Origin of the sequence: Nocardioides sp. YR527 (assembly GCF_900101045.1) — a bacterium.
Taxonomy (GTDB): domain Bacteria; phylum Actinomycetota; class Actinomycetes; order Propionibacteriales; family Nocardioidaceae; genus Nocardioides.
This window is the reverse complement of the sequence record NZ_FNFN01000005.1, coordinates 60,212-84,666: the sequence shown is the minus strand read 5'-3', so window position 1 is coordinate 84,666 and position 24,455 is coordinate 60,212. Positions and strand designations below refer to the sequence as shown.

Sequence of the window (24,455 nt, the reverse complement as noted above, 5' to 3'; positions counted from 1 at the left end):
CTCACGCCTTGGGAACACGCACGATCAGGGCGTCGCCCTGACCGCCACCGCCACACAGCGCGGCGGCACCGGTGCCACCGCCACGACGCTTGAGCTCGTGGGCGAGGTGCAGCACGACACGCGTACCGGACATGCCGACGGGGTGGCCGAGGGCGATCGCGCCACCGTTGACGTTGACGATCTCGGGGTCGAGGCCTAGCTTCTTGGTGGACTCGATGCCGACGGCGGCGAACGCCTCGTTGAACTCGACGAGGTCGAGGTCGGCGGCGGTGATGCCCTCCTTCTCGAGGGCCTTGGCGGTGGCGTTGGCCGGCTGCAGCTGCAGCGAGGAGTCGGGGCCGGCGACCATACCGTGGGCGCCGATCTCCGCCAGCCACTCCAGACCCAGGGACTCGGCCTTCTCCTTCGACATGACCACGACGGCGGCAGCACCGTCGGAGATCTGCGAGGCGGACCCCGCGGTGATGGTGCCCTCCTTGGCGAACGCCGGGCGGAGCTTGCCGAGCGACTCGGCGGTGGTGTCGCCGCGTACGCCCTCATCGGCGCTGACCACGACCGGGTCGCCCTTGCGCTGCGGGATCGAGACCGGGACGATCTCGTCGTCGAAGACGCCGTTCTTCTGGGCCGCGGCGGCGCGCTGGTGCGAGGTGGCGGCGAAGGCGTCCTGCTCCTCGCGAGTGAGCTTCACACCCTCGGCGTTGACCTGCTCGGTGAGCCCGCCCATCGCCTGCTTGGTGAGCTGGTCGTAGAGCGCGTCGTAGGCCATCGAGTCGACCAGCGTGGTGTCCCCGTACTTGAAGCCCTCACGCGACTTCGGCAGCAGGTGCGGCGCGTTGGTCATCGACTCCATGCCACCCGCGACGACGACCTCGGCCTCCCCGGCACGGATCAGCTGGTCGGCCATCGCGATGGTGTTGAGGCCGGAGAGACAGACCTTGTTGATGGTGAGCGAAGGCACGTTCATCGGCAGCCCGCCGGCGATGCCGGCCGCGCGTGCCGGGTTCTGGCCGGCACCGGCCTGGATGACCTGGCCCATGATCAGGTAGTCGACCTGCTCCGGCGAGACACCCGCCTTCTCGAGGGCGCCCTTGATGGCGACGCCGCCCAGATCGGCCGCGGACAGGCTCTTGAGCCCGCCGAGCAGGCGGCCGATCGGCGTACGTGCCCCGGCGACGATGACGTTGGACATGGGTCCTCCAAAAAGTTTGCTGGTGCTGATCCGCCCATGAGGTTACTTATTAGTAACCTCCGTGGGAAGAGTGTTGACTGCAGCTTGGTGTGGCTGTCATCACACATTGTGCCCGTTGGACCCGAGCTCAAGGAGAGTAGGCCCATGACATCGGTAGAGATCCCTCCGCACCTGTTCACCCAGATCGACCACGTCGGTCTCGCCGTCGCCGACCTGGATGCGGCGATCGACTTCTACGAGACGACCTTCGGCATGAAACTCGCCCACCGCGAGACCAACGAGGAGCAGGGTGTCGAGGAGGCGATGATCGCGATCGGCGACTCCGACAACAAGCTCCAGCTGCTCGCCCCGCTCAACGAGAACAGCACCATCGCCAAGTTCCTCGACCGCAACGGCCCCGGCATGCAGCAGCTCGCCTACCGGGTCACCGACGTGGAGCAGGTCTCCGCGATCCTCAAGGAGCGCGGCGTACGTCTTCTCTACGACGCACCGCGACGCGGCACGGCCGACTCGCGGATCAACTTCATCCACCCCAAGGACGCCGGCGGCGTCCTGGTCGAGCTCGTCGAGCCGGCCGCGAGTTCCGCCCACTGACCCCCAGGGCCCACCAGGGCACATGAACGATCCAAGAGTCGTGTGTCACATCAGGCTGGTCATTGCGGTTACTCACCAGTAATGTCCAGCGAACTAGAGTCAACCGCGACCCCTACGACGACGCAGGAGCCGACCATGCAACACATCCTCGACGCGATCCTCGCCGGCGATACGCCCGGCGAGGAGTTTGCGAACCTCGAGATCCCCGACCACTACCGTGCCGCCACCGTCCACAAGGACGAGGTCGACATGTTCGAGGGCGTCGCGACCAAGGAGAAGGACCCGCGCAAGTCCCTCCACGTCGAGGACGTCGCCCTGCCCGAGCTCGGTCCGGGCGAGGCCTTCGTCGCGGTGATGGCCTCCGCGATCAACTACAACACCGTGTGGACCTCGATCTTCGAGCCGGTCTCCACCTTCGGGTTCCTGGAGCGCTACGGCAAGGAGTCCGAGCTCGGCGCCCGCCACAACCTCGACTACCACATCGTCGGCTCCGACCTGTCCGGCGTCGTGCTGGCCGTGGGCGCGGGCGTGACCAAGTGGAAGCCGGGCGACCGCGTCGTCGCCCACTGCCTGAGCGTCGAGCTCGAGGCCCCCGACGGCCACAACGACACGATGATGGACCCCTCGCAGCGCATCTGGGGCTTCGAGACCAACTTCGGCGGCCTCGCCGACGTCGCGATGGTCAAGGCCAACCAGCTCATGCCCAAGCCCGAGCACCTCACCTGGGAGGAGGCTGCCTCCCCCGGCCTGGTCAACTGCACCGCCTACCGCCAGCTCGTCTCCGCCAACGGCGGCAACATGAAGCAGGGCGACAACGTCCTGATCTGGGGCGCCTCCGGCGGCCTCGGCGGCTTCGCGACGCAGTACGCCCTCAACGGCGGCGCCAACCCGGTCTGCGTGGTCTCCAACGAGGAGAAGGCCAAGATCGTGCGCAACATGGGCGCCGAGATGGTGATCAACCGCTCCGAGATGGACTTCAAGTTCTGGAACGAGGACGGCACCCAGCAGAACCCGAAGGAGTGGAAGCGGCTGGGCAAGGCCATCCGCGACCTCACCGGCGGCGAGGACATCGACATCGTCTTCGAGCACCCGGGCCGCGAGACCTTCGGCGCCTCGGTGTACGTGACCCGTAAGGGCGGCACCATCACCACCTGCGCGTCGACCTCGGGCTACATGCACGAGTACGACAACCGCTACCTGTGGATGAACCTCAAGAGGATCATCTCCAGCCACTTCGCGAACTACCGCGAGTCGTGGGAGGCCAACCGCCTCATCGCGCAGGGCAAGATCCACCCGACCCTCTCGCGCACCTACACCCTCGAGGAGGTCGGCCAGGCCTCGCTCGACGTGCACCACAACAAGCACCAGGGCAAGGTCGGCGTACTCTGCCTCTCCCCCGAGGAGGGCCTCGGCGTCCTCGACGAGGAGAAGCGCGCGGCCCACATCGACAAGATCAACCTGTTCCGCGGGATCTGAGACACCAGGCCCGGGTAAATAGCCCATTTGAGACTGGATTCACGGCCGGTCTCCCCTTGCGCGAGGGGTGACCGGCCGTAGTCTTGCCCTTTGGGAGCAGAGGGCAAGACACAAACCCCCCTAAAGTGTGAGGAATCCGCCACAAATGACGAATGAGGGACTATCCATCTTCAACGAGGCTTCCGAGCCTCGGAAGAAGCCCGACCAGGACGCGACGGAGACACAGGTTCTCCCTCGGGTTCCTGGCGCTTCCGGATCGCCCAGCTCCGGCCACAACTCGGCTCCACCGGCTCCAGGCTCACTCCCAGCCTTCCCGGTCGTGCGACGTGGCGGATACGACCCCGGCACGGTGAACGCGCGGGTGCAGCAGCTTCTCCAGGCCAACGGCCAGGGTCAGTCGGCGCTGCGCAACGCTCAGCGACGCATCGCCGAGCTCGAGCGCAAGGTCACCGACCTCAAGGCTGCTGCCACCCAGGGCAACGAGGCCCCGTCCTACGCCTCCCTGGGTGGTCGCGCGAGCGCGATGCTCCGGCTGGCCGAGGAGGAGGCCGCTGCGGTCAAGGAGTCTGCTGAGAAGGAGGCCGCGGTCATCCGCGAGGCCGCCCAGCGTGAGGCTGCCGCGACCAAGGCGTCGGCCCAGCGTGACATCGAGGCGCTGCGTACGACGCACTACAAGGAGATCGACGATCACCGTGAGAAGGTGACCGCGGAGGTCCAGCAGGCCCGCAAGATGGTGCAGGCCGAGAGCGACGAGCTGCTCGCCGCCGCCAAGCGCGAGGCCGACCAGGTCCGGCTCGCCGTGCAGCAGGACGTCACCCAGCTGCGAACCTCGACCCAGCGCGAGGTCGAGAAGGCCCGCGCCGGCGCCGACCGTGAGGTCCAGGAGGCGCGGCGGATGCTCGCCGTCGAGCGCGAGCGTCTCGCCCGCGAGGCCGCCGACCACCACGACCAGGCGATGGCCGAGACCGCTCGCATCGTGACCGAGGGCGAGACCCGCGCCGCCGACGCCGAGGAGCGGGCCCGGATCGCCGCCCAGCACGTCGCCGACCAGCGCGCCGAGCTGGCCAAGGAGTCCGAGGGGATCGTCGCTCGCGCCCGCCGCGACGCCGAGGCGATCCTGTCCAAGGCTCGTGCCGAGGCCGACCACCTCGCCTCCACCGCGACGGTCGAGGCCGAGAAGGGCCACGCGATCATCAAGGCCGAGGTCGACCGTCTCACCAAGCGTCGCGACGCGATCGCTGCTCAGCTCTCCTCGCTCACCGACCTGGTCTCCGGGTTCGGCAAGACCGAGGACCCGGCCGAGCTTGAGGCGCCGAAGCCGATCACCGAGGACGAGGACATCGTCGACGGCGAGCTGGTGGACCAGGTCGACGAGAGCGTCACCCTGGTCGGCTCCGACGACGACCTCGACGAGGACTACGACGACTACGACGAGCCTTCCGAGAAGACCGCGATCCGCGAGCCCGAGACTGCGACCGAGAGCCGGTGAGCGCCGCCGCTGCCGACCGTCCTGCCGACGGTCCTGAGACGACGTCTGCCCAGACCGACTCCAGCGACGACGTGACGGTCGACAGCGAGGCCGCGATCGACCTCGAGGAGCCGGAGGAGGAGAGCGAGCGGGACAAGCGGTTCGGTAAGCCCGGACCGCCGTTCGACCGGAAGTCGCCCTACCTGTTCGGGCTGCTCCTGGGCCTCGGCCTGCTGACGGCCTACGCGGCGGGCAACCTCCTCACCACGATGGGGAGCGTGATCCTCCAGGTAGTGGTCTCGCTCTTCATCGCCGCCGGGATCAACCCGATGGTGGTGTTCCTGCAGAGGCGTGGCTTCTCGCGGCCGTGGGCGGTCCTGAGCGTCATCCTCGGCGTCCTGGGCGCTCTCACGCTCTTCTTCGTGGCGCTCGTTCCGGTGATCAGCGACCAGGTCGCCAAGATCTCGGCCAACGTCCCGGACTGGATCGACGAGCTCCAGCGCAACCAGCGCATCCAGCAGTTCAACGAGGACTACCAGATCCTCGACAAGGTGCAGGACTACGTCGCCAGCGGAGACTTCGTCAGCAGTGCCTTCGGTGGGGCGCTCGGCGTGGGCCTGGCGGTGATCAACGTGCTCGTCACGGGCTTCATCGTCGTTGTCCTGACGCTCTACTTCATCGCCGCCTACGACCAGACGAAGAACGCCATCTACCGCCTCGCTCCGGCCTCGCGCCGCGAGCGGGTCGGCAAGCTCGGCGACCGGGTCTTCGACGGCATCGGGGGCTACGTCTCCGGGGCCTTCATCGTCGCACTGTGCGCCGGTCTGTCCACCCTGGTGCTGCTCTTCGTCATCGGGATGGGCGAATACGCTGTCGCCTTGGCCTTCGTCGTCATGATCACCGACGTGATCCCGATGATCGGGGCCACCATCGGCGCGATCATCGTCTGCGCGATCACCTTCGCGACGACCGACCTGAAGACGGGCCTGATCGCGGTGATCTTCTACATCGCCTACCAGCAGTTCGAGAACTACGTCGTCTATCCGCGGGTCATGTCCCGCTCGGTCGACATCCCCGGCGTGGTCACGGTGATCGCGGCCCTCATCGGCGCCTCGCTCCTCGGTGTCGTCGGCGCCCTGCTGGCGATCCCGACAGCGGCCGCCATCCTGATGCTGGTCCGCGAGGTCTACGTCAGGGCACAGGACGAACGCTAGTCCCGACCACCTGTGAAGCGCCGCACGCAGCCGATGCGTGCGGCGCTTCGCGTTGTCAGGAGACGGCCGTCGCCTGCTCTCCCTGCCGGACCGCGATGATGCCGGCCAGCACGACCAGCCCGCCGATGAGCTGAACGAGGCCGGGGGCCTCGCCGAGCAGCAGCCAGGCGACGACGACGGCCGAGACGACCTCGAGGAGACCCACGAAGGAGGAGAGCCGCGAACCGAGGGTGCGGGTGGCGGCGATGCCGGTGGCGTACGCGACCGAGCAGGTCAGCACACCGAGGCCGATCAGCGGCCCCCACCATGGCATCTCCAGTCCCGCCAGGACCACCGGCGCGGTATGCATCTCGAACGGGATGGCCCCGATCAGGCAGAGCAGCGCGAGCAGGACCGTGGCGCCGGTCAGGCCGAGCCAGGCCAGCGCGAGCGGTGGCAGCGTGGTGCTGGAGTGGGCGTTGAGCACGTAGTAGCCGGCCAGTCCGACGGCGGCCGCGGAGCCCCACAGGACGCCGAGCGGGTGCACGTTCGCCCCGCTGACCAGGTCGAGGACGAGCACGAGCCCGGCGATCGCGACCAGCGCGCCCACCATCGTCAGCCGCGAGGGCCGCTCGCCGTGCCGTAGCCACATCCAGCCGACGACGAGCACGACCCCCATGTACTCCAGCAGGAGCGCCGGCCCGACTGCCATCCACTGCACCGCCGAGAAGAACGCGAACTGCGGCACCACGATGGCCAGCAGTGCGTACGCCACCACGACCCGCCAACTGGTGGCGACACCCCTCCACCTGCCGGCGAGCGTGCGCAGCGCGAAGGGCGCCAGCACGACGGCACCGATGCCGACCCGGAAGACGAGCACCCCGCCCGTCGACCAGCCGGTGTCGAAGAGCCCACGCCCCAGCGGCCCCGAGAGGCTGAACGTGACCGCCGAGACGACCGCCATCAGCAGTCCGGCAGCCACCAGCGGCGTCTTCTGCGTGCTCTGCGGCACCGCCTCGTCATTGGTCAAAGTCGTCATGGCACATGACAATCCCACCGACGCGGTAATGTGTCAACATGGTTTTCACCCATGACACGGACGTAAGCCTCCGGGCGGCAGCCGAGCTGGCGAACACCCTTGCGCTCTCCCCCGGCTCGGTCGACGAGCTGGCCACCGTGGCGGCCCTCGACGAGTTCTTCGTGACGTACGACTTCACGGGGCGGCACGACCGCGACCGCGCCGAGCTCGACGAGGTCCGCGACCTCCGCGTCCGGCTGCGCGATCTGCTCACCGCCGAGCGCGACGAGGCCGTGCGGCTGACCAACGAGATGCTCGCCGAGCACCGCGCGACACCTCAGCTGGTCCGCCACACGACCTACGACTGGCACATCCACGCCACCGAGCCCGATGCTCCGCTGGCCACGCGGATCGCGGTCGAGACCGCGATGGCGATGGTCGACGTCATCCGAGCGGGCGAGCTGTCCCGGCTCTCGATCTGCGCCGACGACGGTTGTGCCGGCGTGGTCGTCGACCTCTCCCGCAACCGCTCCAAGCGCTACTGCTCGCCGACCTGCACCAACCGCAACGCGGTCGCGGCCTATCGCGAACGTCAGGCGAGCACGAAGTAGCGCAGCGCGACGTAGACCCAGGCGACGGCGAGGGTCACGATCGTCACCACGATGCCGTACCTGGTGAACTTCCAGAAGCTGATCGGATGGCCGGCCTTGGCAGCGAGGCCGAGCACCACCACGTTGGCGCCGGCGGCGACGGCGGTCGTGTTGCCACCGAGGTCGGCGCCGAAGACGAGGGCCCACCACAGCGGGCTGTCGGCGCCCGAGGACGGCGTCGAGGCGACCATCTCCTCCACGATCGGCACCATCGCCGCGGTGTAGGGGATGTTGTCGACGAAGCCGCCCACGACGGCCGAGCCGATCATCAGCCCGGTCACCCCGGCGAGCTCGTTGTCGCCCATCAGCTCGGCGGCGTACGTCCCGAGCGAGCCGATCACACCGACCTCGACCAGGCCACCGACCAGCACGAACAGCGCCATGAAGAAGGCCAGCGTCGACCACTCGACCTCCTCGAGGAACGCCTCGGTCTGCGTCCGGGAGACGACCACCATCACGCCGGCGCCGAGCATCGCGACCATGGACGGATCCAGGTGGAGCTCGGTGTGCAGGCCGAAGGCGAGCATCACCAGGGCCAGGACGGCCAGGCAGCGGTAGAGCAGCCCACGGTCCGGGATCGCCGAGGCGGGCGGCTCGATCAGGCCGTCCAGATCGACCCGGCCACGGAACTCACGCCGGAAGAGCACGCGGACCAGACCGATCAGCACGACCAGCAGGATCAGGCACAGCGGCAGGGAGTGGATCAGGAAGTCGTCGAAGGTCAGGTTGGCCCGGCTGGCCACGATGATGTTGGGCGGGTCGGCGATCAGGGTCGAGGTGCCGCCGACGTTGGCGGCCAGGATGAGTGAGATCAGGTAGGGCATCGGGCGTAGGCCCAGCCGCTCGCAGACCGACAGGGTCACCGGCGTGACGAGCAGCACGGTGGTCACGTTGTCGAGGATCGGCGAGAGCGCAGCGGTGACCAGGATCAGCAGCGTCGCCAGCCGCGCCGGACGGCCGCCGGAGTGCTTGACCGCCCACAGCGCGAGGAACTCGAACAGGCCCGTCTGTTTGAGGACACCGACGATCACCATCATCCCGAAGAGCAGGAAGATGACGTCCCAGTCGACCCCGGTCTCATGACTGAAGAAGGCCGACTCGGCGTTGATGATCCCGAGCGCGACCATCGCGGCGACGCCACCCAGGGCGGCGGCGACGCGGTGGACGCGCTCGGTGGCGATGAGGCCGTAGGTGACGATGAAGACGGCCACCGCTGCGTACACGATCATGCGTTGAGCTCCATACCAACGACTCTCCGCGACCACGCTCAGGATCCGAATGGGTGCTGCCACCCATAAGTCCAGGCCAGAGAGCATGTCAGGGTTGTCGGTATGAGCCATCTACCCCTCTACTGGCGGGTGTGCCTGACGAACGGGACGGTCTTCTGCGTCGGCACCCTGGTCCTGGCGCTGTCCCCGGCCCGGGTCTCGGAGCGCGTCCTGGCCTCGGAGGCGGTGATCCTGGCGGTCGGGCTGGCCGTGATGGCGACCCTCAACGCGCTCCTGCTGCTGCGCAGCCTGGCGCCGATCGACCGCGTGATCCGCACCATGGACTCGGTCGACCACCTCTCCCCCGACCAGCGCCTGACGACCGAGGGCAAGGGCGCGGGCGCCCGTCTGGTGGCCAGCTACAACGCGATGCTCGACCGGCTGGAGACCGAGCGGAGCACCAGCAACGCCAAGGCGCTCGCCGCGCAGGAGGCGGAGCGCCATCGGATCGCCCAGGAGCTCCACGACGAGGTGGGTCAGTCGCTCACCGTCGTACTCCTGGGGCTCAAGGGGCTGGAGCGACAGGTGCCCGAGGCGGTGCGCCCCGAGCTCGCCGCCGTCCGCGAGTCCGCGCGCACCGGCATCGACGACGTACGCCGCGTGGCCCGGCAGCTGCGGCCGGGCGTGCTCGAGGACCTCGGCCTGCACGCCGCCCTGGCCTCGCTGGCCACCGACGTCGGCGCCCTGGGCCGTACGACCGTACGCCGCACCATCGGCCGCGGGCTTCCCGAGCTGCCCCAGGACCGCGAGCTGGTGATCTACCGGGTCGCCCAGGAGGCGCTCACCAACGTCGTACGCCACGCCCACGCCGCCACCGCCGAGCTCTCCTTGTGCAAGGTCGGCGACAAGGTCGTCCTCACCGTCTCCGACGACGGCCGCGGCAGCGCCGCCCTGGTGGCCGGTGCCGGGATCAGCGGCATGCGGGAGCGGGCCCTGCTCGTCGGTGCCGACCTGAGCGTGACCAGCACGCCCGGCCGCGGCACCACCGTCCGCCTGGAGGTGCCGCTGTGACTCCCACGCCTGCGAAGATCCGGATCCTGCTGGCCGACGACCACACCCTGGTCCGCCGCGGGGTCCGCCTCATCCTCGACGCCGAGCCGGACCTCGAGGTGGTCGCCGAGGCCGCCGACGGGGCCGAGGCCGTCGCCGCGCTGCGCGACGTCGAGGTCGATCTGGTGATCCTCGACGTCGCCATGCCCCGGATGACCGGGCTGCAGGCCGCGCGCACGATCGCCCGGATGCGTACGCCTCCGAAGATGCTGATGCTCTCGATGCACGACAACGAGCAGTACTTCTTCGAGGCGCTCAAGGTCGGTGCCAGCGGGTACGTCCTCAAGTCGGTCGCCGACGAGGACCTGGTCAAGGCGTGCCGCACCGCGATGAGCGGCCAGGCCTTCGTCTACCCCGGCGCGATGAGCGCGCTGGTCCGCGACTACCTCGACCGTCTCAACCGCGGCGAGAGCCTGCCGCGCACGGTGCTGACCGAGCGCGAGGACGAGGTGCTCAAGCTCATCGCCGAGGGCCACTCGACCCGCGAGATCGCCCGCGAGCTGACGATCTCCTACAAGACCGTCGAGCGGCACCGCGAGAACATCCTCGCCAAGCTGGGACTCCGCGATCGCACCCAGGTGACCAGGTACGCCATCAGAGCAGGTCTCATCGAGCCCTGAGATGCCTTACCGTCCAAGGATGGACCCACGGCTCTACGCGGACCTCGACGGGATGCCCGACCTCCTCGACGCGGTCCAGGACTACGCACACGACATCCTCGGCGGACTAGACGACCGGCCGGTCACCTCCACGGCCCGGCCGGCGGACGCCGAGCCGCTTCCGACCCAGGGCATCGGCGGCGCGGCCGCCCTCCGCCGCTTCGAGACCCGCTGGGCGCCGGGGCTCTCGGCGAGTGCCGGCCCGCGCTACCTGGGCTTCGTCACCGGCGGGGCGACCCCGGCTGCGGTCGCGGGCGACTGGCTGACCTCGGTCTTCGACCAGAACACGATCACGGTCCAGGACTCCGCCGCCAGCTCTCTGGAGCGGGAGTCGGTGCGCTGGATCCGGGACCTGCTCCACCTACCTGACGACTTCACCGGCGCGTTCGTCACCGGGGCGACGATGTCGAACCTGACCGGCCTGGCGCTGGCGCGCGAGTGGATCGGGGACCGGCTCGGCGTCTCGGTCTCGACCCAGGGCGTCGCGGCGCTCGGTCCGGTCGTCGTGCTGTCGGGCGCTGCCCACTCCACCGTCTCCAAGGCGCTCTCCGTGCTCGGCCTGGGCAGGGACAGCCTCCACCCGGTCGCGCTCCTCCCCGGCCGGGACGCGATCGACGTCGACGCGTTGCGCGCCGCCCTGCGCGATCAGGACGGCCGACCCGCGATCGTGGTGGCCAATGCCGGCACCGTGAACACCGGCGACTTCGACGACCTCGACGCGATCGCCGACCTCCGCGAGGAGTTCCCGTTCTGGCTGCACGTCGATGGCGCCTTCGGAGCCTTCGCAGCCCTCTCGCCCTCGCACGCCCACCTCGTGGCAGGTCTCGGCCGCGCCGACTCGGTCTGCGTCGACCTGCACAAGTGGCTCAACGTCCCCTACGACTCAGGCCTCCAGCTCTCCCGCCACCATGAGCTTCAGGCCCGCGTCTTCGGCAACACCTCGGCCTACATCGGCGTCCCCGGCACGGACCCCGACTTCGTCCATCTCACCCCGGAGAGCTCACGGCGGCTGCGCGCCCTGCCCGCCTGGTTCACCCTGTGCGCCTACGGCCGCGACGGTCACCGCGAGATCGTCGAGCGCACCATCGCCCTCGCCCGCCGGGTCGGGCAGCAGCTGGCCGAGATCACCGGCGTCGAGCTGCTCGCACCGGTCCGGCTCAACATCGTCTGCCTGAAGGTCCCCGGCGACCCCGCGGACCTCGCCCGGCGCATCGCCGAGACCGGGGTGACCTTCCTGACCCCCACCGTCCACCACGGCACGCCCGCCCTGCGGCTGGCGTTCAGCAACTGGCGTACGTCCGAGGCGGATGCTGACCGGATCGTCGAGGTGTTCCGGCATCTCTTGTCGGGCGGATAGCCCACGATACGGCCGCGAGCAGGAACATCACGCTGCCTGCCACGACAGCGATGGCGAGGTCGGGCAGCCAGCTGATCGCGAACCCGAGCGTCCCGCCCAGCAGCCTCGGCAGCAGCGCCAGGCCCACCGCGGCCGCCCCAGCTATCACCGCGCACACCCATCTGAGCCGCGGCGAGGCCGGAAGGTGGCGCGCGACCAGCGTGAGCATCAGGCCGATCGGGAGGAGCCCGGCCAGGAGCCACGGCATCGCGGACAGCAGTGGGTCGCCCGCCCTGACCGTCGCGGACCCCCCGCCAAAGATCTCGTCGATGTCCGCGGCCGCCGCACTCAGACTCGGCGCACGCTTCTCCGCGTAGGAGTTGGCCAGGACGACGACGGCCCGATCCTCGCCCGGGATCAGGGAGAGGTGGGCGAAGTAGCCGGGGGTGGCACCGGTGTGGTGGACGCGACGGTGATCACCACCATCGATGCTCCAGCCGTAGCCGTAACCCCTCCCCGGCCCGGTGACCTCCTGAATGCTCCACGCCTCGCCCGCGATGCCGCGCGGCAGCACCTGACCCGCGAGCTGCGCGCGGGCGTACGTGACCAGGTCGTCGAGCGTCGAGATGACGTACCCGTAAGGCGCACCGGACTCGTCGAAGCCGGGGTCGTAGGACCGCGTCCACGCCCACCAGTGGCGGTGACCCGGAGCGAGCGTCGAGGCACCGTCCGCGTCGGCGGCCGTGTCGGTCATGCCGAGCGGCTCGAAGAGGTCCTCCTGAGCGACGGCCGCGAACGAGCTGCCCGTGATCTCCTCGAGCAGAGCCCCCAGGACGAGGTAGTCGGCACTGTTGTAGGCGTACTCCCCCGGCGTGCCGTGGTGCTCGAGGTCGGCGGCCGCCCGGCGCAGCGCACCGGGTTCGTTGTCGAACCGCTCCGAGACCGCGAGCCCGTCACCGGCGGTGTAGCCGGTCGTATGGGTCAGCAGCTGGCGTACGGTCATCGTCGGCGCGTCCAGCCAGGTCAGATGCCGGTTCACCGGATCGTCGAGCCGGATCCGGCCGTCCTCGACCAGGCCGAGAACGAGCGCGCTGGTGAAGGTCTTGGCGACCGAGCCCACCAGGAACGGGGTCTCGGTCGAGACTGGGTCACCGTCGCCGTCCTCGCCAGAGAGGTAGGTCCGCACCTCGTCGCCGTCGACGACCGCGACTGCCGCACCTGGCACTCCGTTGGCTTCGCGCCACTCCTCGACGTACGCCTCGACAGCGGCGTCCGCCTTCGCTGGATCCTCCGCCGACGCCGGCGAGGCGATCACGCTGATCACAACCACAGGGGCGGCGACAGCACTTGTCAGAAGTCGAGAGATGTCCATGCCGCCGACAATAACCGTATCACCATATTGTTATCATTCGATTTATGCCCAGAACCGCGGACCACGACGGCCGACGTGCCCAGATCACCACAGGCGTGCGCGAGCTCGCTCTCGCCTCCGGGCTCGGCTCGGTGACCGTTGCCGGAACCGCGAAAGCCGCGGGCGTCTCCGTCGGTCTCGTGCAGCACTACTACGACTCCAAGGAGTCTCTGCTCGCGGACACCCTGAGTCGCCTGTTGAGCGACATCGAGGTTCGCGTCGATGCGGCCATCGCCCGGGCAGAGCGCGACCACGCCCGCATCGAGCACATGCTGGGCACAGGGTTGCTGGAGCTGCTTCCGCTGAGCCCCGCCCACCGCGACGAGACCTATCTCCGGCACGCCTTCGCGGGGCTCGCGCTCGACAATCCGGCCCTGGCCGAGCACCAGCGTGCCTTCGACCGGCGGTTCCGCGACCGGATCACCCAGGCGGTCGGGAATGGGATGGAGTGTGGTGAGGTCACCCCCGACATCGACAGCGTCCTCGAGGGGGAGGCGTCGTTCGCCCTGACCCAGGGGCTCGCAGCGCGCCTGCTCCTCGACCAGGACGACGGTGCCCGGAGTCGCGCGCGGGCCGCCATCGCCGCCCGGATGGCGGACGTGTTCGGCGGCCCGTGCGCGAGAGAGTCTCAGCCGCCGATCAGTGCGGGCCACATCTAGGGTTCGCCCACCGTCCCAGGGCTCACGCGCCGAACTCCCGGGCGCGCAGCTGCGCCAGGTGGGCGTGCACCAGCGGGAGCACCGATGCCCCCTCGCCGCTCGCGGAGGCGACCCGCTTCATGGACCCGGCGCGCACGTCTCCGACGGCGAAGACGCCCGGCACCGTCGTCTCCAGACTCGCCGGCGGGTTCCCGTCGACCCACGCGTCGCGAGGCACGTCGCGGCCGGTCAGGACGAACCCGTCCTCGTCGAGCGCCACCCCCTCCGCCAGCCACGAGCAGTCGGGTTCCGCGCCGAGCAAGCAGAAGAGGCCGTCGGCGGACGTCTTGGTGTCCTCGCCGGTCTCCAGGGTCTCCAGTCGCAGCCACTCCAGCCGGCCGTCGCCACCGCCGTCGGCGACGACGGTGCGGGGCCGGACCTCGATGTTCGACGTCGCGTCGATCTCACGCACCAGATAGGCCGACATGGTCTCCGCGAGGTCGTGTCGCCGGACCAGGATCGTCACCGTGCTCGCGAACTTGGCGAGGTGGATGGCCGCCTGCCCGGCCGAGTTGCCCCCGCCGATCACGAAGACGTCGCGGCCCTGCATCTCGCGCGCCATCGACGTCGCGGCGCCGTAGTAGACGCCCGCCCCCACCAGGTCGTCCACGGCGGGCACCCCGAGCCGCCGATAGGTCACGCCCATCGCGAGCACGACCGTACGGGCGCAGAACTGCGCGCCGCGCACGTGCACGTGCTGGTGCTCGGGTTCGTCGACCGGGCCGGGCTCGATCGCGGTCGCCGGACGCCCGGTGAAGAAGCGCGCGCCGAACCGGCTGGCCTGGATGCGGGACCGTTGGGCCAGGCGCATGCCCGAGATGCCGCGCGGGAAGCCGAGGTAGTTGCGGATCATCGAGCTCGACCCTGCCTGGCCACCGATCGCGTCGCGCTCCACGACGACCGTCGCCAAGCCTTCCGACGCCGCGTAGACGGCGGCCGCGAGGCCCGCCGGCCCGCCGCCCACGATGGCGACGTCGGCGATCACTCCTTCAGGGATCTCGTCGAACCCGCCGTAGATGGCCTCGGCGGCCGTCGCCGCCGTCGCTCCGGAGACCACGCGACCCGTGAAGGTACGGACCAGAGGCAGCCGCGCGCCCGGGCCCGCGGCCTCGACGAGATCCTGGGCCTCGTCGTCACCCGGCTCGAGCGAGCGATGCGGGAAGCCCATCCGTTCCAGCAGGTCCCGGACCGCCGCCGCGTCGCGGTCGCCCGGCTCGGCCACGACGTCGGTCACGGTCACCAGGGGCCTGCCCACCGACCAGCCCCACTCCGAGAGCAGCTCGATCAGCGCCGTGTGGAACTCCTCGTCCCGCGGGCCGCGCGGGATGAGGACGTAGGTGTCCATCTCGCGCTCGAGCGCCGCGGCACGCAGGTCGTCGAGAGCATCGGAGAAGTCCTCCCACGAGACCAGCGCGACACGGCGCGCCGTCGCCACGACGGCCGGCACCTGGCGCAGGAACTCGATCGAGGTGCCCTCGTCGAGCACGTGCTCGGCGGCGATCATCGCGATCTGCGCGCCCTCGGCCACCAGTGCGCGTGTCCGGTCGAGACCCGCAGCGAAACCCACCACCGGCTCGATCCGGTAGTCACGGTCGTACCGTGCCTTGAACTCCTGCTCGATGACGGCGGCATGCTCGTTGCCGACCAGCACGATGACGGGCTTGTCGCGCTCCATGCCGCACAGCGTAGACGCGGAGCGTCTCAGTCGCCGACGAACTGACGCAGGGCGGCCAGGAAGGTCTCCGGCTTCTCGGAGTGGACCCAGTGTCCGGCGCCCTTGATCGTCACCTTGCGGTAGCGCGGGAACCACTCCTTCATCGCCGGCGCGTACTCGTCGGTGACGTAGTTCGACAGCTCACCCGCCACCCACAGCACGGGGCCGTCGTACGGCTCGTACGCCTTCAGCTCCTCGGTCGGCCAGGCGCCGATGCGGTCGAGGTCGCGGCCGAGGACGTCCAGGTTCATCGCCCAGCGCCAGCTGTCCCCGTCGCGGCGCAGGTTCTGCAGAAGGAAGCCGCGGACCGTCGGGTCGGGGACCGCCTCCTGCATCCCGGCATCGGCCTCCTCGCGGCGGGTGATGCGGTCCAGGTCGAGGCCTTGCATGGCGTCGACGTACGTCTTGAAGCCGCCGACGCGCTCGTAGACGACCGGGGACATGTCGGCCACGACGAGCTTCGCCACCAGCTCCGGACGGGTGATCGCGAGCAGCATCGCGATCTTGCCGCCCATCGAGTGGCCGACCACGGTCGCGGGATCGTCGGCCCCGTCATCAGCAGAGAGCAGCTCGGCGACAGCCGCGGTCACCTCGAGGTAGTCGAAGCTGTCGGGCTGCGGGGAGCGGCCGTGGTGAGGCAGGTCGATGAGCGTGACCCGATGCGTGTCGGCCAGCTGCTTGCCGAGGGTGTTCCAATTGCGTCCCTGGCCGAAGAGTCCGTGCAGGAAGACGACGCGGCTGCCGCTCTCACCGAGCTCGAGCGTATGAAGAGTCACCGAGGGATCGTACAGACTCAGAAGTCGAAGCCGTCGAACATGTCCCCGATGCCCTCACCGAGGCCACCGAAGGCGTCACCGATCCCCTCGCCGAGGCCACCGATCGCGTCGCCCATGCCCTCACCGATCTCACCGAAGGCGTCGAAGCCGCCGAACGCGCTGAACATCAGCCCGGCGAACATCCAGTCCATCGGCCCGAAGCTGCCGAAGTAGCCGGCGGCGTAGGGCCGGTAGGCCGGGCCACCCTGCCAATAGGGGACGCGCTCGTTGCCGACCATCACCTTGCGGGTGTCAGGCTCCGCGCCGACCTTGACGCGCTCGGCGTCGAGCGCACAGGCGGGTACGTCACGGGTGGTGCCGCCCGGCGGCGCCCAGGCCACGTCCTCGGTCGAGAGCCCGTGGCGGGGGTCGAAGAAGCAGGGCGGGCGACGCTTCGGCAGCGGCTCGCCGGCTACCCGCGCCTCGACGCACGCGATCGCATAGCGGCCGTCCTCGACGATCGTGGTGATCTGCTTGACGTCCTCGGGCGCGGTCATCTTGTCGACGGTGCGTTTGGCCGTCTCGTATTCGTCCAGCGCGCGCTGGTAGTCGGCGTTGGCGCCCTCGTCGAGCTCCTTGCCGGCCATGTCCAGGTCCAGCTTCTGCAGCTCTTCGCCGAAGGCGGTCACGTCCTCGAAGGCGAGCTGCTTGACCGGTTCGAGATCGGCGCGCTGCTTTTCGAGCGCTCGCGCCTGCGAGCGCCTGCTGGTCACTACCACGGTCCCGATCACCGCGACGACGATGAGAAGTGCGATCAGAAGTCCCACGTCACCCAGAGTACTGCCGGGGTGGTCGGGGGTGTTCCTTCGTCAAGGTATGCAGACGAAGGCGCACATCCCACGCGGAACTCCGCACGGGATGTGCGCCTTGAGCTGCATACCTTGACGAAGGTTCAGGACACCGCCTCGGCGAAGGAACGCCTCAGCTGTAGTCGCGGAACCCCTTGCCCGTCTTGCGGCCGAGATAGCCGGCAGTGACGAGGTGCTCCAGCAGCGGCGCGGGCGCGAAGCCGGGCTCGCGGAACTCCAGGTAGAGCTCCCGCTCGATGGCCAGCGAGACGTCGTTGCCGACCACGTCGAGCAGCTCGAACGGGCCCATCGGCAGCGCACAGCCGAGCTTCATCGCGGTGTCGATGTCGTCGGCGGTCGCGTAGTGCCCCTCGAGCATCTTGACCGCGTCGTTGAGGTACGGGAACAGCAGCGCGTTGACGATGAACCCGGCGCGGTCGCCGCAGGAGACCGGCGACTTGCCGACCTGCGAGCAGAGGGCGCGGACGGTCTCGGCGACCTCCTCGTCCGTGGTTACGGTGGAGACGACCTCGACCAGCTTCATCACCGGCGCCGGGTTGAAGAAGTGCATCCCGACGACGTCGGAGGGCCGCTTGGTCACCTTCGCCAGCTCGATGACCGGCAGGCTCGAGGTCGTGGTCGCCAGGATCGCGCCCTGCTTGCAGATGTCGTCGAGGTTCTCGAAGAGCGTGGTCTTGATGGCCAGGTCCTCGGCGATGGCCTCCACGACGATGTCGACGTCGGCCAGGTCGTCCAGCGAGGTCGTGCCGGTCAGCCGGCCGAGGATCTCCGGCTTCGCCGACTCCTCCAGCTTGCCGCGCCCGATCGCCTTGTCGAGGCTCTTGGTGATCCGCGCGGCGACACCGTCGACCTTGTCCTGGCTGCGGCCCACGTACGTCACGTCGTAGCCGCCCTTGGCGAAGACCTCGACGATCCCCGAGGCCATCGTCCCGGTGCCGACGACGCCGACCTTCGAGATGGGGCGGAGCAGCTCGTGGGTGGCGTCGGCGCTCGGGGTGAGCGCGTCCGGGACGACGACGGGTGAGTCGGCGGCCTCGTAGGTGTAGAAGCCTCGGCCCGACTTCCGCCCGAGCATCCCGGCGGTGACCATCTGCTTGAGGATCGGCGCGGGGGCGTGCAGCCGGTCGCGACCCTGGCGGTACATCGTGTCGAGGATCTCGTAGGAGGTGTCCAGCCCGATCAGGTCCAGCAGCGCCAGCGGCCCCATCGGGTAGCCGCAGCCCAGCCGCATCGCGGTGTCGATGTCCTCGCGGGTGGCGTAGTGGCCCTCGAACATCGAGACCGCGTGATTCAGGTAGCCGAAGAGCAGCGCGTTGGCGATGAACCCGGCCCGGTCGCCGCAGACCACCGGCGACTTGCCGAGCTTGCCGACGACCTCGCGAGCGTCCTCGAGCACCTCGGGCTCGGTCACCACGGTGCGTACGATCTCGACGAACTTCTGCACCGGAGCCGGGTTGAAGAAGTGCACGCCGACGACCCGGCCGGGACGCTTGGAAGCGGTCGAGATCTCGGTCACCGACAGCGAGGAGGTGTTGGTCGCCAGGATCGTCTCGGGCGCCACGATCTCGTCGAGGGTGGCGAGGATCGACTTCTTCAGCTCCAGCGACTCCACGACCGCCTCGACGACCATGTCGACGTCCTTGAGCGCCGTCGCGTCGGTGGCGAAGGAGATCCGACCGAGCAGCTCTGCCTGCTCGTCCTCGCTGAGCTTGCCGCGCTTGACCGCGCGTCCCGTCGAGTGCGCCAGGTGAGCCTTGCCGCGCTCGAGGCCCTCCTCGTCCCGCTCGACCCCGACCACGGTGAACCCGTTGCGGGCGAACACCTCCGCGATCCCGGCACCCATGGTGCCCAGGCCGACGACTCCGACTGTCTCGATCGTGCGCTCACTCATGCCCCGCATCCTGCCATGGGGTGAGGTCCGCCACGCCGGTGATGCCGCTAGATTCGGGCGCTGTGACAGACCAGACCCAGGCCGCCGAACGCATCGAGGCCGAGCGCATCGACGCCGAGCGGATCATCCCAGCCTCCCCCACCGACATCTTCGCCGTCCTCGTCGACCCCGACGGCCACGTCGCCATCGACGCCTCCGGCATGCTCCAGTCCGCGGAGGGATCGCGGATGGGTGCGATCGGAGATCGGTTCGTCGTCCACATGGACCGCGAAGCCCTCGGCGACTACCCGATGGGCCGGTACGACGTCACCGTGATCATCACCGAGTTCGAGCCCGACCGGGCGATCGAATGGACCATCGACGGCACCATCAAGCCCCCGATTGGCCACCGCTTCGGCTATCAGCTCGAGCAGCTCGACTCCGGCGACACCCGCGTCACCTCCTACTGCGACTGGTCCACCGCCCTCCCCGAGTGGAAGCCGATCTTCCCGGTCATCGACCAGAAGTCCATCCGCGCCACCCTGGGGATCCTGGAACGAGCCGTACGCCGCGGCTACCCCCAACCCTGAGCCGAGGCGTCACCCCCGTCGGCCGAGGCGTCACGCGCGCGAATCGAGCCGGCACCGAGGTGCCGACTCGATTCGCCTAGGTGACGTCTCGGCCGACGTACGTGACTTCTCGGCCTGGGCTGAATCAGTAGGTGTGGAAGCCTTCGCCGGTCTTGCGGCCGAGCTTGCCCTGCTGGACCTTCTGGACGAGCAGGGCGGCGGGGTCGAAGCCGGGCTCGCCGAACTCGTTGCGGAGCTCGGACTGGATGGCCAGGGAGACGTCGTTGCCGACGACGTCGAGGAGCTCGAAGGGGCCCATCGGGAAGCCCGCGGTCTCCTTGATCGCGGCGTCGATCTCGGCGATGGCGACGCCGGACTCGTGCAGCTTGACCGCGTCGTTGAGGTAGGGGAACAGCAGCGCGTTGACGATGAAGCCGGAGCGGTCGCCGCAGGAGACCGGGACCTTCTTGACCGCGGCCGACAGCGCGCGCACGGTCTCGTCGACCTCGGGCGAGGTGAGGTCGGTGGTGACGACCTCGACGAGCTTCATGACCGGGGCGGGGTTGAAGAAGTGCATCCCGATGACGTCGCCGGGGCGCGCGGTGACCTTGGCGAGCTCGGTGATCGGCATCGAGCTGGTGGTCGTGGCCAGGATGGCGCCAGCCTTGGCGATCCGGTCGAGGTCCTTGAAGAGCTCGGTCTTGACGTCGAGGTCCTCGGCGATGCCCTCGACGATCAGGTCGGCCTCGGCGAGGTCCTCGCGCGAGGTGCTGCCAGTCAGGCGGCCGAGCACGGCGACCTTGGTCTCCTCGTCCGAGCGGCCCTTCGCGATGGCCTTGTCGAGCGACTTGGTGATGCCGGCGACGACCCCGTCGAGCTTCTCCTGGGAGCGGCCGACGAAGACGACGTCGTACCCGGCCTGGGCGAAGACCTGGACGATGCCCGAGGCCATGGTGCCGGTGCCGACCACGCCGATCTTCTCGATCGTGTGGCGCAGCTCTGGAGTGCGTACGTCCTCCCCGGCCGCACCGGTGAACGACCCGGCCTCGTCGGAGATCTTGATGAGCAGGTCGGCGGGCTTGTGCAGGTTGTCGCCGGTCTCCTCGAAGCGGGCGAGCAGCGCGTCGCGTACGGAGGAGGCGCCGATCTCGTCGACCGTGGCCAGCGGTCCCTTCGGGTAGCCGCAGCCGAAGCGCATGGCGTTGTCGATGTCGGTGGCGGTGGCGTAGCCCGACTCGAGCATGCGGATGGCGTGGTTGAGGTAAGGCAGCACGAGCACGTCGTGGATGGACCCCTGGGTCGAAACCGTCATGCGACGGAAGACTGCCAAATTTATTACCCGCGAGTAACCCCTGGTGGCGTGACGCTGATCACACGGGGCCATGCGATACGTTCTCCCGGTGAGACTCGTCGTTGCCACCTGCCAGGTCGACTACGCGGGGCGGCTCACCGCCCACCTTCCGATGGCCACCAGGGTGTTGATGCTCAAGGCCGACGGATCGGTGCTGGTCCACTCCGACGGGGGCTCCTACAAGCCCCTGAACTGGATGTCGCCGCCCTGCACCCTCTCGGAGGGCAAGTCCGACGACGGCCGCGTCGAATGGACGGTGACGTCCAAGACGGACGACACCCTGCGCATCCTGATCGAGGAGATCCACCACGAGTCCTCACACGACCTCGGCATCGACCCCGGCCTGCAGAAGGACGGCGTCGAGAAGCACCTCCAGGAGCTCCTCGCCGACCACCCCGCGACGCTGGGCGAGGGCCTGACCCTCGTACGCCGCGAGTACCCGACCGCGATCGGGCCGGTCGACCTGATGTGCCGCGACGCCGAGGGGAAGTCGGTCGCGGTCGAGATCAAGCGACGTGGTGAGATCGACGGCGTCGAGCAGCTGACCCGCTATCTCGAGCTGCTCAACCGCGACCCGCTGCTGGCCCCCGTACGCGGCATCTTCGCCGCCCAGGCGATCAAGCCGCAGGCCCGCGTGCTCGCCGAGGACCGCGGCATCACCTGCGCGATCGTCGACTACGACGCGCTGCGCGGCCTCGACGATCCGACCGAGAGACTCTTCTGACCAACAGTTGGTGCACGGTCAGGCAAGTTCACGTCGGGGAAACACTTTTTCTTACCTTTGAGTAGGAACTGCGTGACAAGATTCACGCCATGTCCATGAACTACTCGGGGCATGGCGTTGGGGGCCGCCTGTCCGTGAGCGACGTCGAGGCGATCATGATCGATCTCCTGACGATGCAGCAGATGCACACGGCGGAGTTCCATGCGATCAAGAGCCGGATGGAGCGCACCGACGCGGCGATCGACAGTGTCAACGCGCGCCTGGACAGCGTGGAGCGGCGGCTCGACGACCTGCTCATCTCGATGAGCCAGCTGCTCAACTGGATCAACCCCCGCTGAGACGACCACGCGTCGGTCGAGCCGGACGAGCGCCAGCGAGTCCGTGTCGAGACCAACACAATCCCGTCTTCCGGGACAGCGGCCGTGTTGGTCTCGACACGCCTCCGCCTAGCGGCTCCGAGGTCTGAACGAAGTGGCCTTCGACCAGCAGTTACTGCACCGTGATGGGCTCGCCGCCGGAGACGAGACGCCAGTCGACCGAGGCGAAGGCGGCCGGGTCGATGACCTGGTGCTCGGTGACCCAGTCGATGAGCAGCTGCCGGATCTCGACCTGCTGGTTGTAGACCACGGTGGCGTCGGTGACGTGCGGGAAGCCGCCGCCGCCGGACTGGCGGTAGTTGTTGATCGCGAGCACGAACTCCTGGGCGTCGGTGACCGCGACGCCGTCGTAGGCGAGGCTGGTGATCCGCGACCCCACCGAACCTGCGATGTCGATGTCGTAGGTCAGGGCCGCGTCCAGGCCGGCGATCGTGTCGAAGTTGTAGTCGGGCGTGCCGTTGGGCGCGGTCTCGGTCGGCGCGTTGGTCACGGCGTCGATCGGGAACGGTCCGGTGCCGCTGACCTGCTTGAAGTAGCGGGCGGTGAACTCGAGGTAGTCCTTGAGCTGGGCCCCGGTGATGCGCACCGCCATCAGGGTGTTGTCGTAGATGTAGAGGCCGGCCACGTCGCGTACGGTCACCTCACCCGCCGGGAAGGCCGCGGCGCGGCTGAACGGCGCCGCGATCGAGATGACGGGGAGCTCCGCGTCCGAGCCCGTCAACGCGGCCTTGACCGCATCGGCCTGGACGAAGTTGACGAAGTCGATGATGGGTACGTCCTCGACGACCGCCCGCGCGGCCAGCATCTCCACCGCCGAGCTGCCGACGACCGAGTTGACGTAGGAGATCACCACATCGTGCTGCTCCTGCACAGCCGCCGAGACCTCCGGGTCGGGGTCCACGGTGTTGGAGTTCAGCGTCTGCGAGGTCGCCGACTCCAGGACCCAGCGGGGCCGCCCGTGACGCTTCTCGTGGCGTACGACCAGGTCCATCACGGAGACGCGCATGCCCCAGTAGAGCGGCTCGGTCAGCAGCACCTGCTTGCCGGTCTCGGTGTTGGCGACGAAGCGCTCGGTGATCTCCCGGTGGGCGTGGCCGACGAGGATCGCGTCGACGTCCGGCACCTGCTCGGCGACGAGGGTGGCGGCGTTCTCCGGGGGCAGGTCGTCACCGTAGGAGCTGGAGGTGTCGGCGCCGGAGTGGGCGCTGATGATGACCAGGTCGCAGCCGGCCTTCTTGAGCTCGGGTACGAAGATCTTGGCCTGCTCGACCAGCCCCGGGAACTCCATCCTCCCCTCGACGTTGGCCTTGTCCCAGATCGCGATGCCGGGGTTGGTGAGCCCGAGCACGCCGACCTTGAGGCGACGACCGCGGCCGACGCGGTACTCCTTGATGACGTAGGGCGGGAAGACCGGCAACTTGGTCGACGGGTCGACCGCGTTCGCGCCGAGCATCGGGAAGTTCACCTGCTCCTCGAACTTCCGGATCGTGTCGATGCCGTAGTTGAACTCGTGGTTGCCGAGCGCGGCGGCGTCGTAGCCGACCAGGTTCATCGCCCGCGCCATCGGGTGGATCGCGCCCTCGGTGATCGGGTCGATCCGGGCGTAGTAGTAGGCCAGCGGGGTGCCCTGGATGGTGTCACCGGCGTCGATGGTGAGGATCGGCTCGCCGCGGCGCTCCTCACGGACGGCGTCGATCAGCGTCTTGACCTTGGCGACACCGATCTCGTTGCCGGCGCTGTTCGAGAACTCGGCGTTCTTGTAGTAGTCCCAGTTGAAGACGTTGCCGTGCAGGTCGGTCGTGCCGAGCACGGTCAGCCGGACGGTGTCGGGCTTGCCTGCGCCGCTCGCACCATGGGCAGGGGCGGCGTAGCCGGCTGCGCTCAGCGCCGCGGCGCCTGTGACAGCTGCACCGGACAGGACAGAGCGGCGGGTGGCGTGAGGCATCGGTAACGTCCTTGCGCGAGTAGGTAATCGAATGCAAGGCAATTCCTACCACCTCGGGCGCAACTTGGCGGCGCCTTCCGTCAAGCAGCCAGATGCTTCTTCTTGACCGGCTTGCCGTCGAGAGTCACCAGACGGCGCTTCTTGACCGTCATCCCCTCGGGCAGGGTGCCTTCCTTGAGCATGCGGATCGGGCACCGCTTGCAGCGCGACTTCGACACGCAGCACTCCGTCTTGGGAGGCTTCCTCTTCTTACCCACGCTCGAAGGGTAAC

Annotated in this window: 23 protein-coding genes; 12 read left to right on the top strand and 11 right to left on the bottom strand. The window is 68.9% G+C overall.

Translation table 11 applies throughout. The features are described from left to right. Position 1: 1 nt before the first annotated feature. Positions 2 to 1,189, bottom strand: a complete 1,188-nt coding sequence (locus tag BLT25_RS16020; RefSeq protein WP_091047871.1) for an acetyl-CoA C-acetyltransferase — start codon at positions 1,187 to 1,189, stop codon at positions 2 to 4. A gap of 144 nt (positions 1,190 to 1,333) precedes the next feature. Between BLT25_RS16020 and mce the strand changes: the two genes are divergently transcribed. The 4 genes from mce (at position 1,334) to BLT25_RS16000 (ending at position 5,941) form a co-directional block, all read left to right on the top strand. Further along, complete coding sequence (mce, locus tag BLT25_RS16015; RefSeq protein WP_091047869.1) at positions 1,334 to 1,783, top strand: methylmalonyl-CoA epimerase; 450 nt, start codon at positions 1,334 to 1,336, stop codon at positions 1,781 to 1,783. Between the two features lie 135 nt (positions 1,784 to 1,918). Next, the gene (gene ccrA, locus BLT25_RS16010) at positions 1,919 to 3,259 is read left to right on the top strand and encodes a crotonyl-CoA carboxylase/reductase (protein WP_091047866.1); all 1,341 of its coding nucleotides are present in this window, start codon (positions 1,919 to 1,921) and stop codon (positions 3,257 to 3,259) included. A gap of 319 nt (positions 3,260 to 3,578) precedes the next feature. Continuing rightward, positions 3,579 to 4,748 (top strand): coiled-coil domain-containing protein, encoded by a 1,170-nt coding sequence (locus BLT25_RS16005; RefSeq protein ID WP_143033775.1) that lies wholly within the window; start codon positions 3,579 to 3,581, stop codon positions 4,746 to 4,748. Continuing rightward, entirely contained in the window at positions 4,745 to 5,941 is a 1,197-nt protein-coding gene (locus BLT25_RS16000; protein WP_091047861.1) for an AI-2E family transporter, read from the top strand. Before BLT25_RS16005 ends, BLT25_RS16000 begins: the two co-directional genes overlap by 4 nt. 55 nt (positions 5,942 to 5,996) lie before the next feature. Here BLT25_RS16000 and BLT25_RS15995 read toward each other — a convergent pair whose 3' ends face one another. Then, positions 5,997 to 6,959 (bottom strand): EamA family transporter, encoded by a 963-nt coding sequence (locus tag BLT25_RS15995; protein WP_091047859.1) that lies wholly within the window; start codon positions 6,957 to 6,959, stop codon positions 5,997 to 5,999. 38 nt (positions 6,960 to 6,997) lie between these two features. Between BLT25_RS15995 and BLT25_RS15990 the strand changes: the two genes are divergently transcribed. Next, positions 6,998 to 7,549: a CGNR zinc finger domain-containing protein gene (locus BLT25_RS15990; protein ID WP_091047857.1), complete on the top strand. Its 552-nt coding sequence runs from the start codon at positions 6,998 to 7,000 to the stop codon at positions 7,547 to 7,549. Here the strand turns inward: BLT25_RS15990 and BLT25_RS15985 are convergent. Then, entirely contained in the window at positions 7,531 to 8,817 is a 1,287-nt protein-coding gene (locus tag BLT25_RS15985) for an ArsB/NhaD family transporter (RefSeq protein ID WP_091047855.1), read from the bottom strand. The two genes, BLT25_RS15990 and BLT25_RS15985, sit on opposite strands and share 19 nt — an antisense overlap. Before the next feature lie 102 nt (positions 8,818 to 8,919). Here BLT25_RS15985 and BLT25_RS15980 point away from each other — a divergent pair, with 102 nt between their 5' ends. The 3 genes from BLT25_RS15980 to BLT25_RS15970 are packed head-to-tail and all read left to right on the top strand — an operon-like array spanning position 8,920 to position 11,922. Beyond that, positions 8,920 to 9,867 carry a sensor histidine kinase gene (locus BLT25_RS15980; RefSeq protein ID WP_091047852.1) on the top strand — a complete coding sequence of 316 codons (948 nt, stop codon included), beginning with the start codon at positions 8,920 to 8,922 and terminating at the stop codon, positions 9,865 to 9,867. Further along, entirely contained in the window at positions 9,864 to 10,526 is a 663-nt protein-coding gene (locus BLT25_RS15975) for a response regulator (RefSeq protein WP_091047850.1), read from the top strand. The genes BLT25_RS15980 and BLT25_RS15975 overlap by 4 nt, the downstream gene beginning before the upstream one ends. Positions 10,527 to 10,545: 19 nt before the next feature. Further along, complete coding sequence (locus BLT25_RS15970; RefSeq protein WP_091047847.1) at positions 10,546 to 11,922, top strand: pyridoxal phosphate-dependent decarboxylase family protein; 1,377 nt, start codon at positions 10,546 to 10,548, stop codon at positions 11,920 to 11,922. Here the strand turns inward: BLT25_RS15970 and BLT25_RS15965 are convergent. Continuing rightward, positions 11,846 to 13,273 (bottom strand): serine hydrolase domain-containing protein, encoded by a 1,428-nt coding sequence (locus tag BLT25_RS15965; protein ID WP_091047844.1) that lies wholly within the window; start codon positions 13,271 to 13,273, stop codon positions 11,846 to 11,848. The two genes, BLT25_RS15970 and BLT25_RS15965, sit on opposite strands and share 77 nt — an antisense overlap. Before the next feature lie 44 nt (positions 13,274 to 13,317). Between BLT25_RS15965 and BLT25_RS15960 the strand changes: the two genes are divergently transcribed. After that, the gene (locus BLT25_RS15960; RefSeq protein ID WP_091047843.1) at positions 13,318 to 13,971 is read left to right on the top strand and encodes a TetR/AcrR family transcriptional regulator; all 654 of its coding nucleotides are present in this window, start codon (positions 13,318 to 13,320) and stop codon (positions 13,969 to 13,971) included. A gap of 22 nt (positions 13,972 to 13,993) precedes the next feature. On the opposite strand, the gene BLT25_RS15955 is transcribed toward BLT25_RS15960, so the two are convergent. From BLT25_RS15955 to BLT25_RS15940, 4 genes are all read right to left on the bottom strand, one after another. After that, positions 13,994 to 15,685, bottom strand: coding sequence for an NAD(P)/FAD-dependent oxidoreductase (locus BLT25_RS15955; protein ID WP_091047840.1), 1,692 nt, complete (start codon positions 15,683 to 15,685; stop codon positions 13,994 to 13,996). Positions 15,686 to 15,711: 26 nt separating this feature from the next. Further along, positions 15,712 to 16,500 (bottom strand): alpha/beta fold hydrolase, encoded by a 789-nt coding sequence (locus tag BLT25_RS15950; RefSeq protein WP_091047837.1) that lies wholly within the window; start codon positions 16,498 to 16,500, stop codon positions 15,712 to 15,714. A gap of 17 nt (positions 16,501 to 16,517) precedes the next feature. After that, positions 16,518 to 17,306, bottom strand: coding sequence for a hypothetical protein (locus BLT25_RS15945; protein ID WP_091047834.1), 789 nt, complete (start codon positions 17,304 to 17,306; stop codon positions 16,518 to 16,520). Between the two features lie 154 nt (positions 17,307 to 17,460). Continuing rightward, positions 17,461 to 19,239: a 3-hydroxyacyl-CoA dehydrogenase family protein gene (locus BLT25_RS15940; protein WP_091047832.1), complete on the bottom strand. Its 1,779-nt coding sequence runs from the start codon at positions 19,237 to 19,239 to the stop codon at positions 17,461 to 17,463. A 62-nt stretch (positions 19,240 to 19,301) separates the two neighbouring features. On the opposite strand from BLT25_RS15940, the gene BLT25_RS15935 reads away from it, so the two are divergent. Then, positions 19,302 to 19,808: an SRPBCC family protein gene (locus BLT25_RS15935; protein WP_091047829.1), complete on the top strand. Its 507-nt coding sequence runs from the start codon at positions 19,302 to 19,304 to the stop codon at positions 19,806 to 19,808. Positions 19,809 to 19,932: 124 nt separating this feature from the next. Here the strand turns inward: BLT25_RS15935 and BLT25_RS15930 are convergent, their stop codons facing one another. Then, on the bottom strand, positions 19,933 to 21,099 hold the full coding sequence (locus BLT25_RS15930) for a 3-hydroxyacyl-CoA dehydrogenase family protein (protein WP_256328625.1): 1,167 nt from the start codon (positions 21,097 to 21,099) through the stop codon (positions 19,933 to 19,935). Positions 21,100 to 21,187: 88 nt separating this feature from the next. Here BLT25_RS15930 and nucS point away from each other — a divergent pair, with 88 nt between their 5' ends. After that, positions 21,188 to 21,862, top strand: a complete 675-nt coding sequence (nucS, locus tag BLT25_RS15925; RefSeq protein WP_176883977.1) for an endonuclease NucS — start codon at positions 21,188 to 21,190, stop codon at positions 21,860 to 21,862. A gap of 89 nt (positions 21,863 to 21,951) precedes the next feature. After that, a complete protein-coding gene (locus tag BLT25_RS15920; RefSeq protein WP_143033774.1) occupies positions 21,952 to 22,200 on the top strand; it encodes a hypothetical protein in 249 nt (82 codons plus the stop codon). Positions 22,201 to 22,351: 151 nt separating this feature from the next. Here the strand turns inward: BLT25_RS15920 and BLT25_RS15915 are convergent, their stop codons facing one another. Further along, a complete protein-coding gene (locus tag BLT25_RS15915) occupies positions 22,352 to 24,184 on the bottom strand; it encodes a bifunctional metallophosphatase/5'-nucleotidase (protein ID WP_091047819.1) in 1,833 nt (610 codons plus the stop codon). Positions 24,185 to 24,264: 80 nt separating this feature from the next. After that, complete coding sequence (locus tag BLT25_RS29940) at positions 24,265 to 24,441, bottom strand: hypothetical protein (protein ID WP_008362162.1); 177 nt, start codon at positions 24,439 to 24,441, stop codon at positions 24,265 to 24,267. Positions 24,442 to 24,455 lie beyond the last annotated feature (14 nt).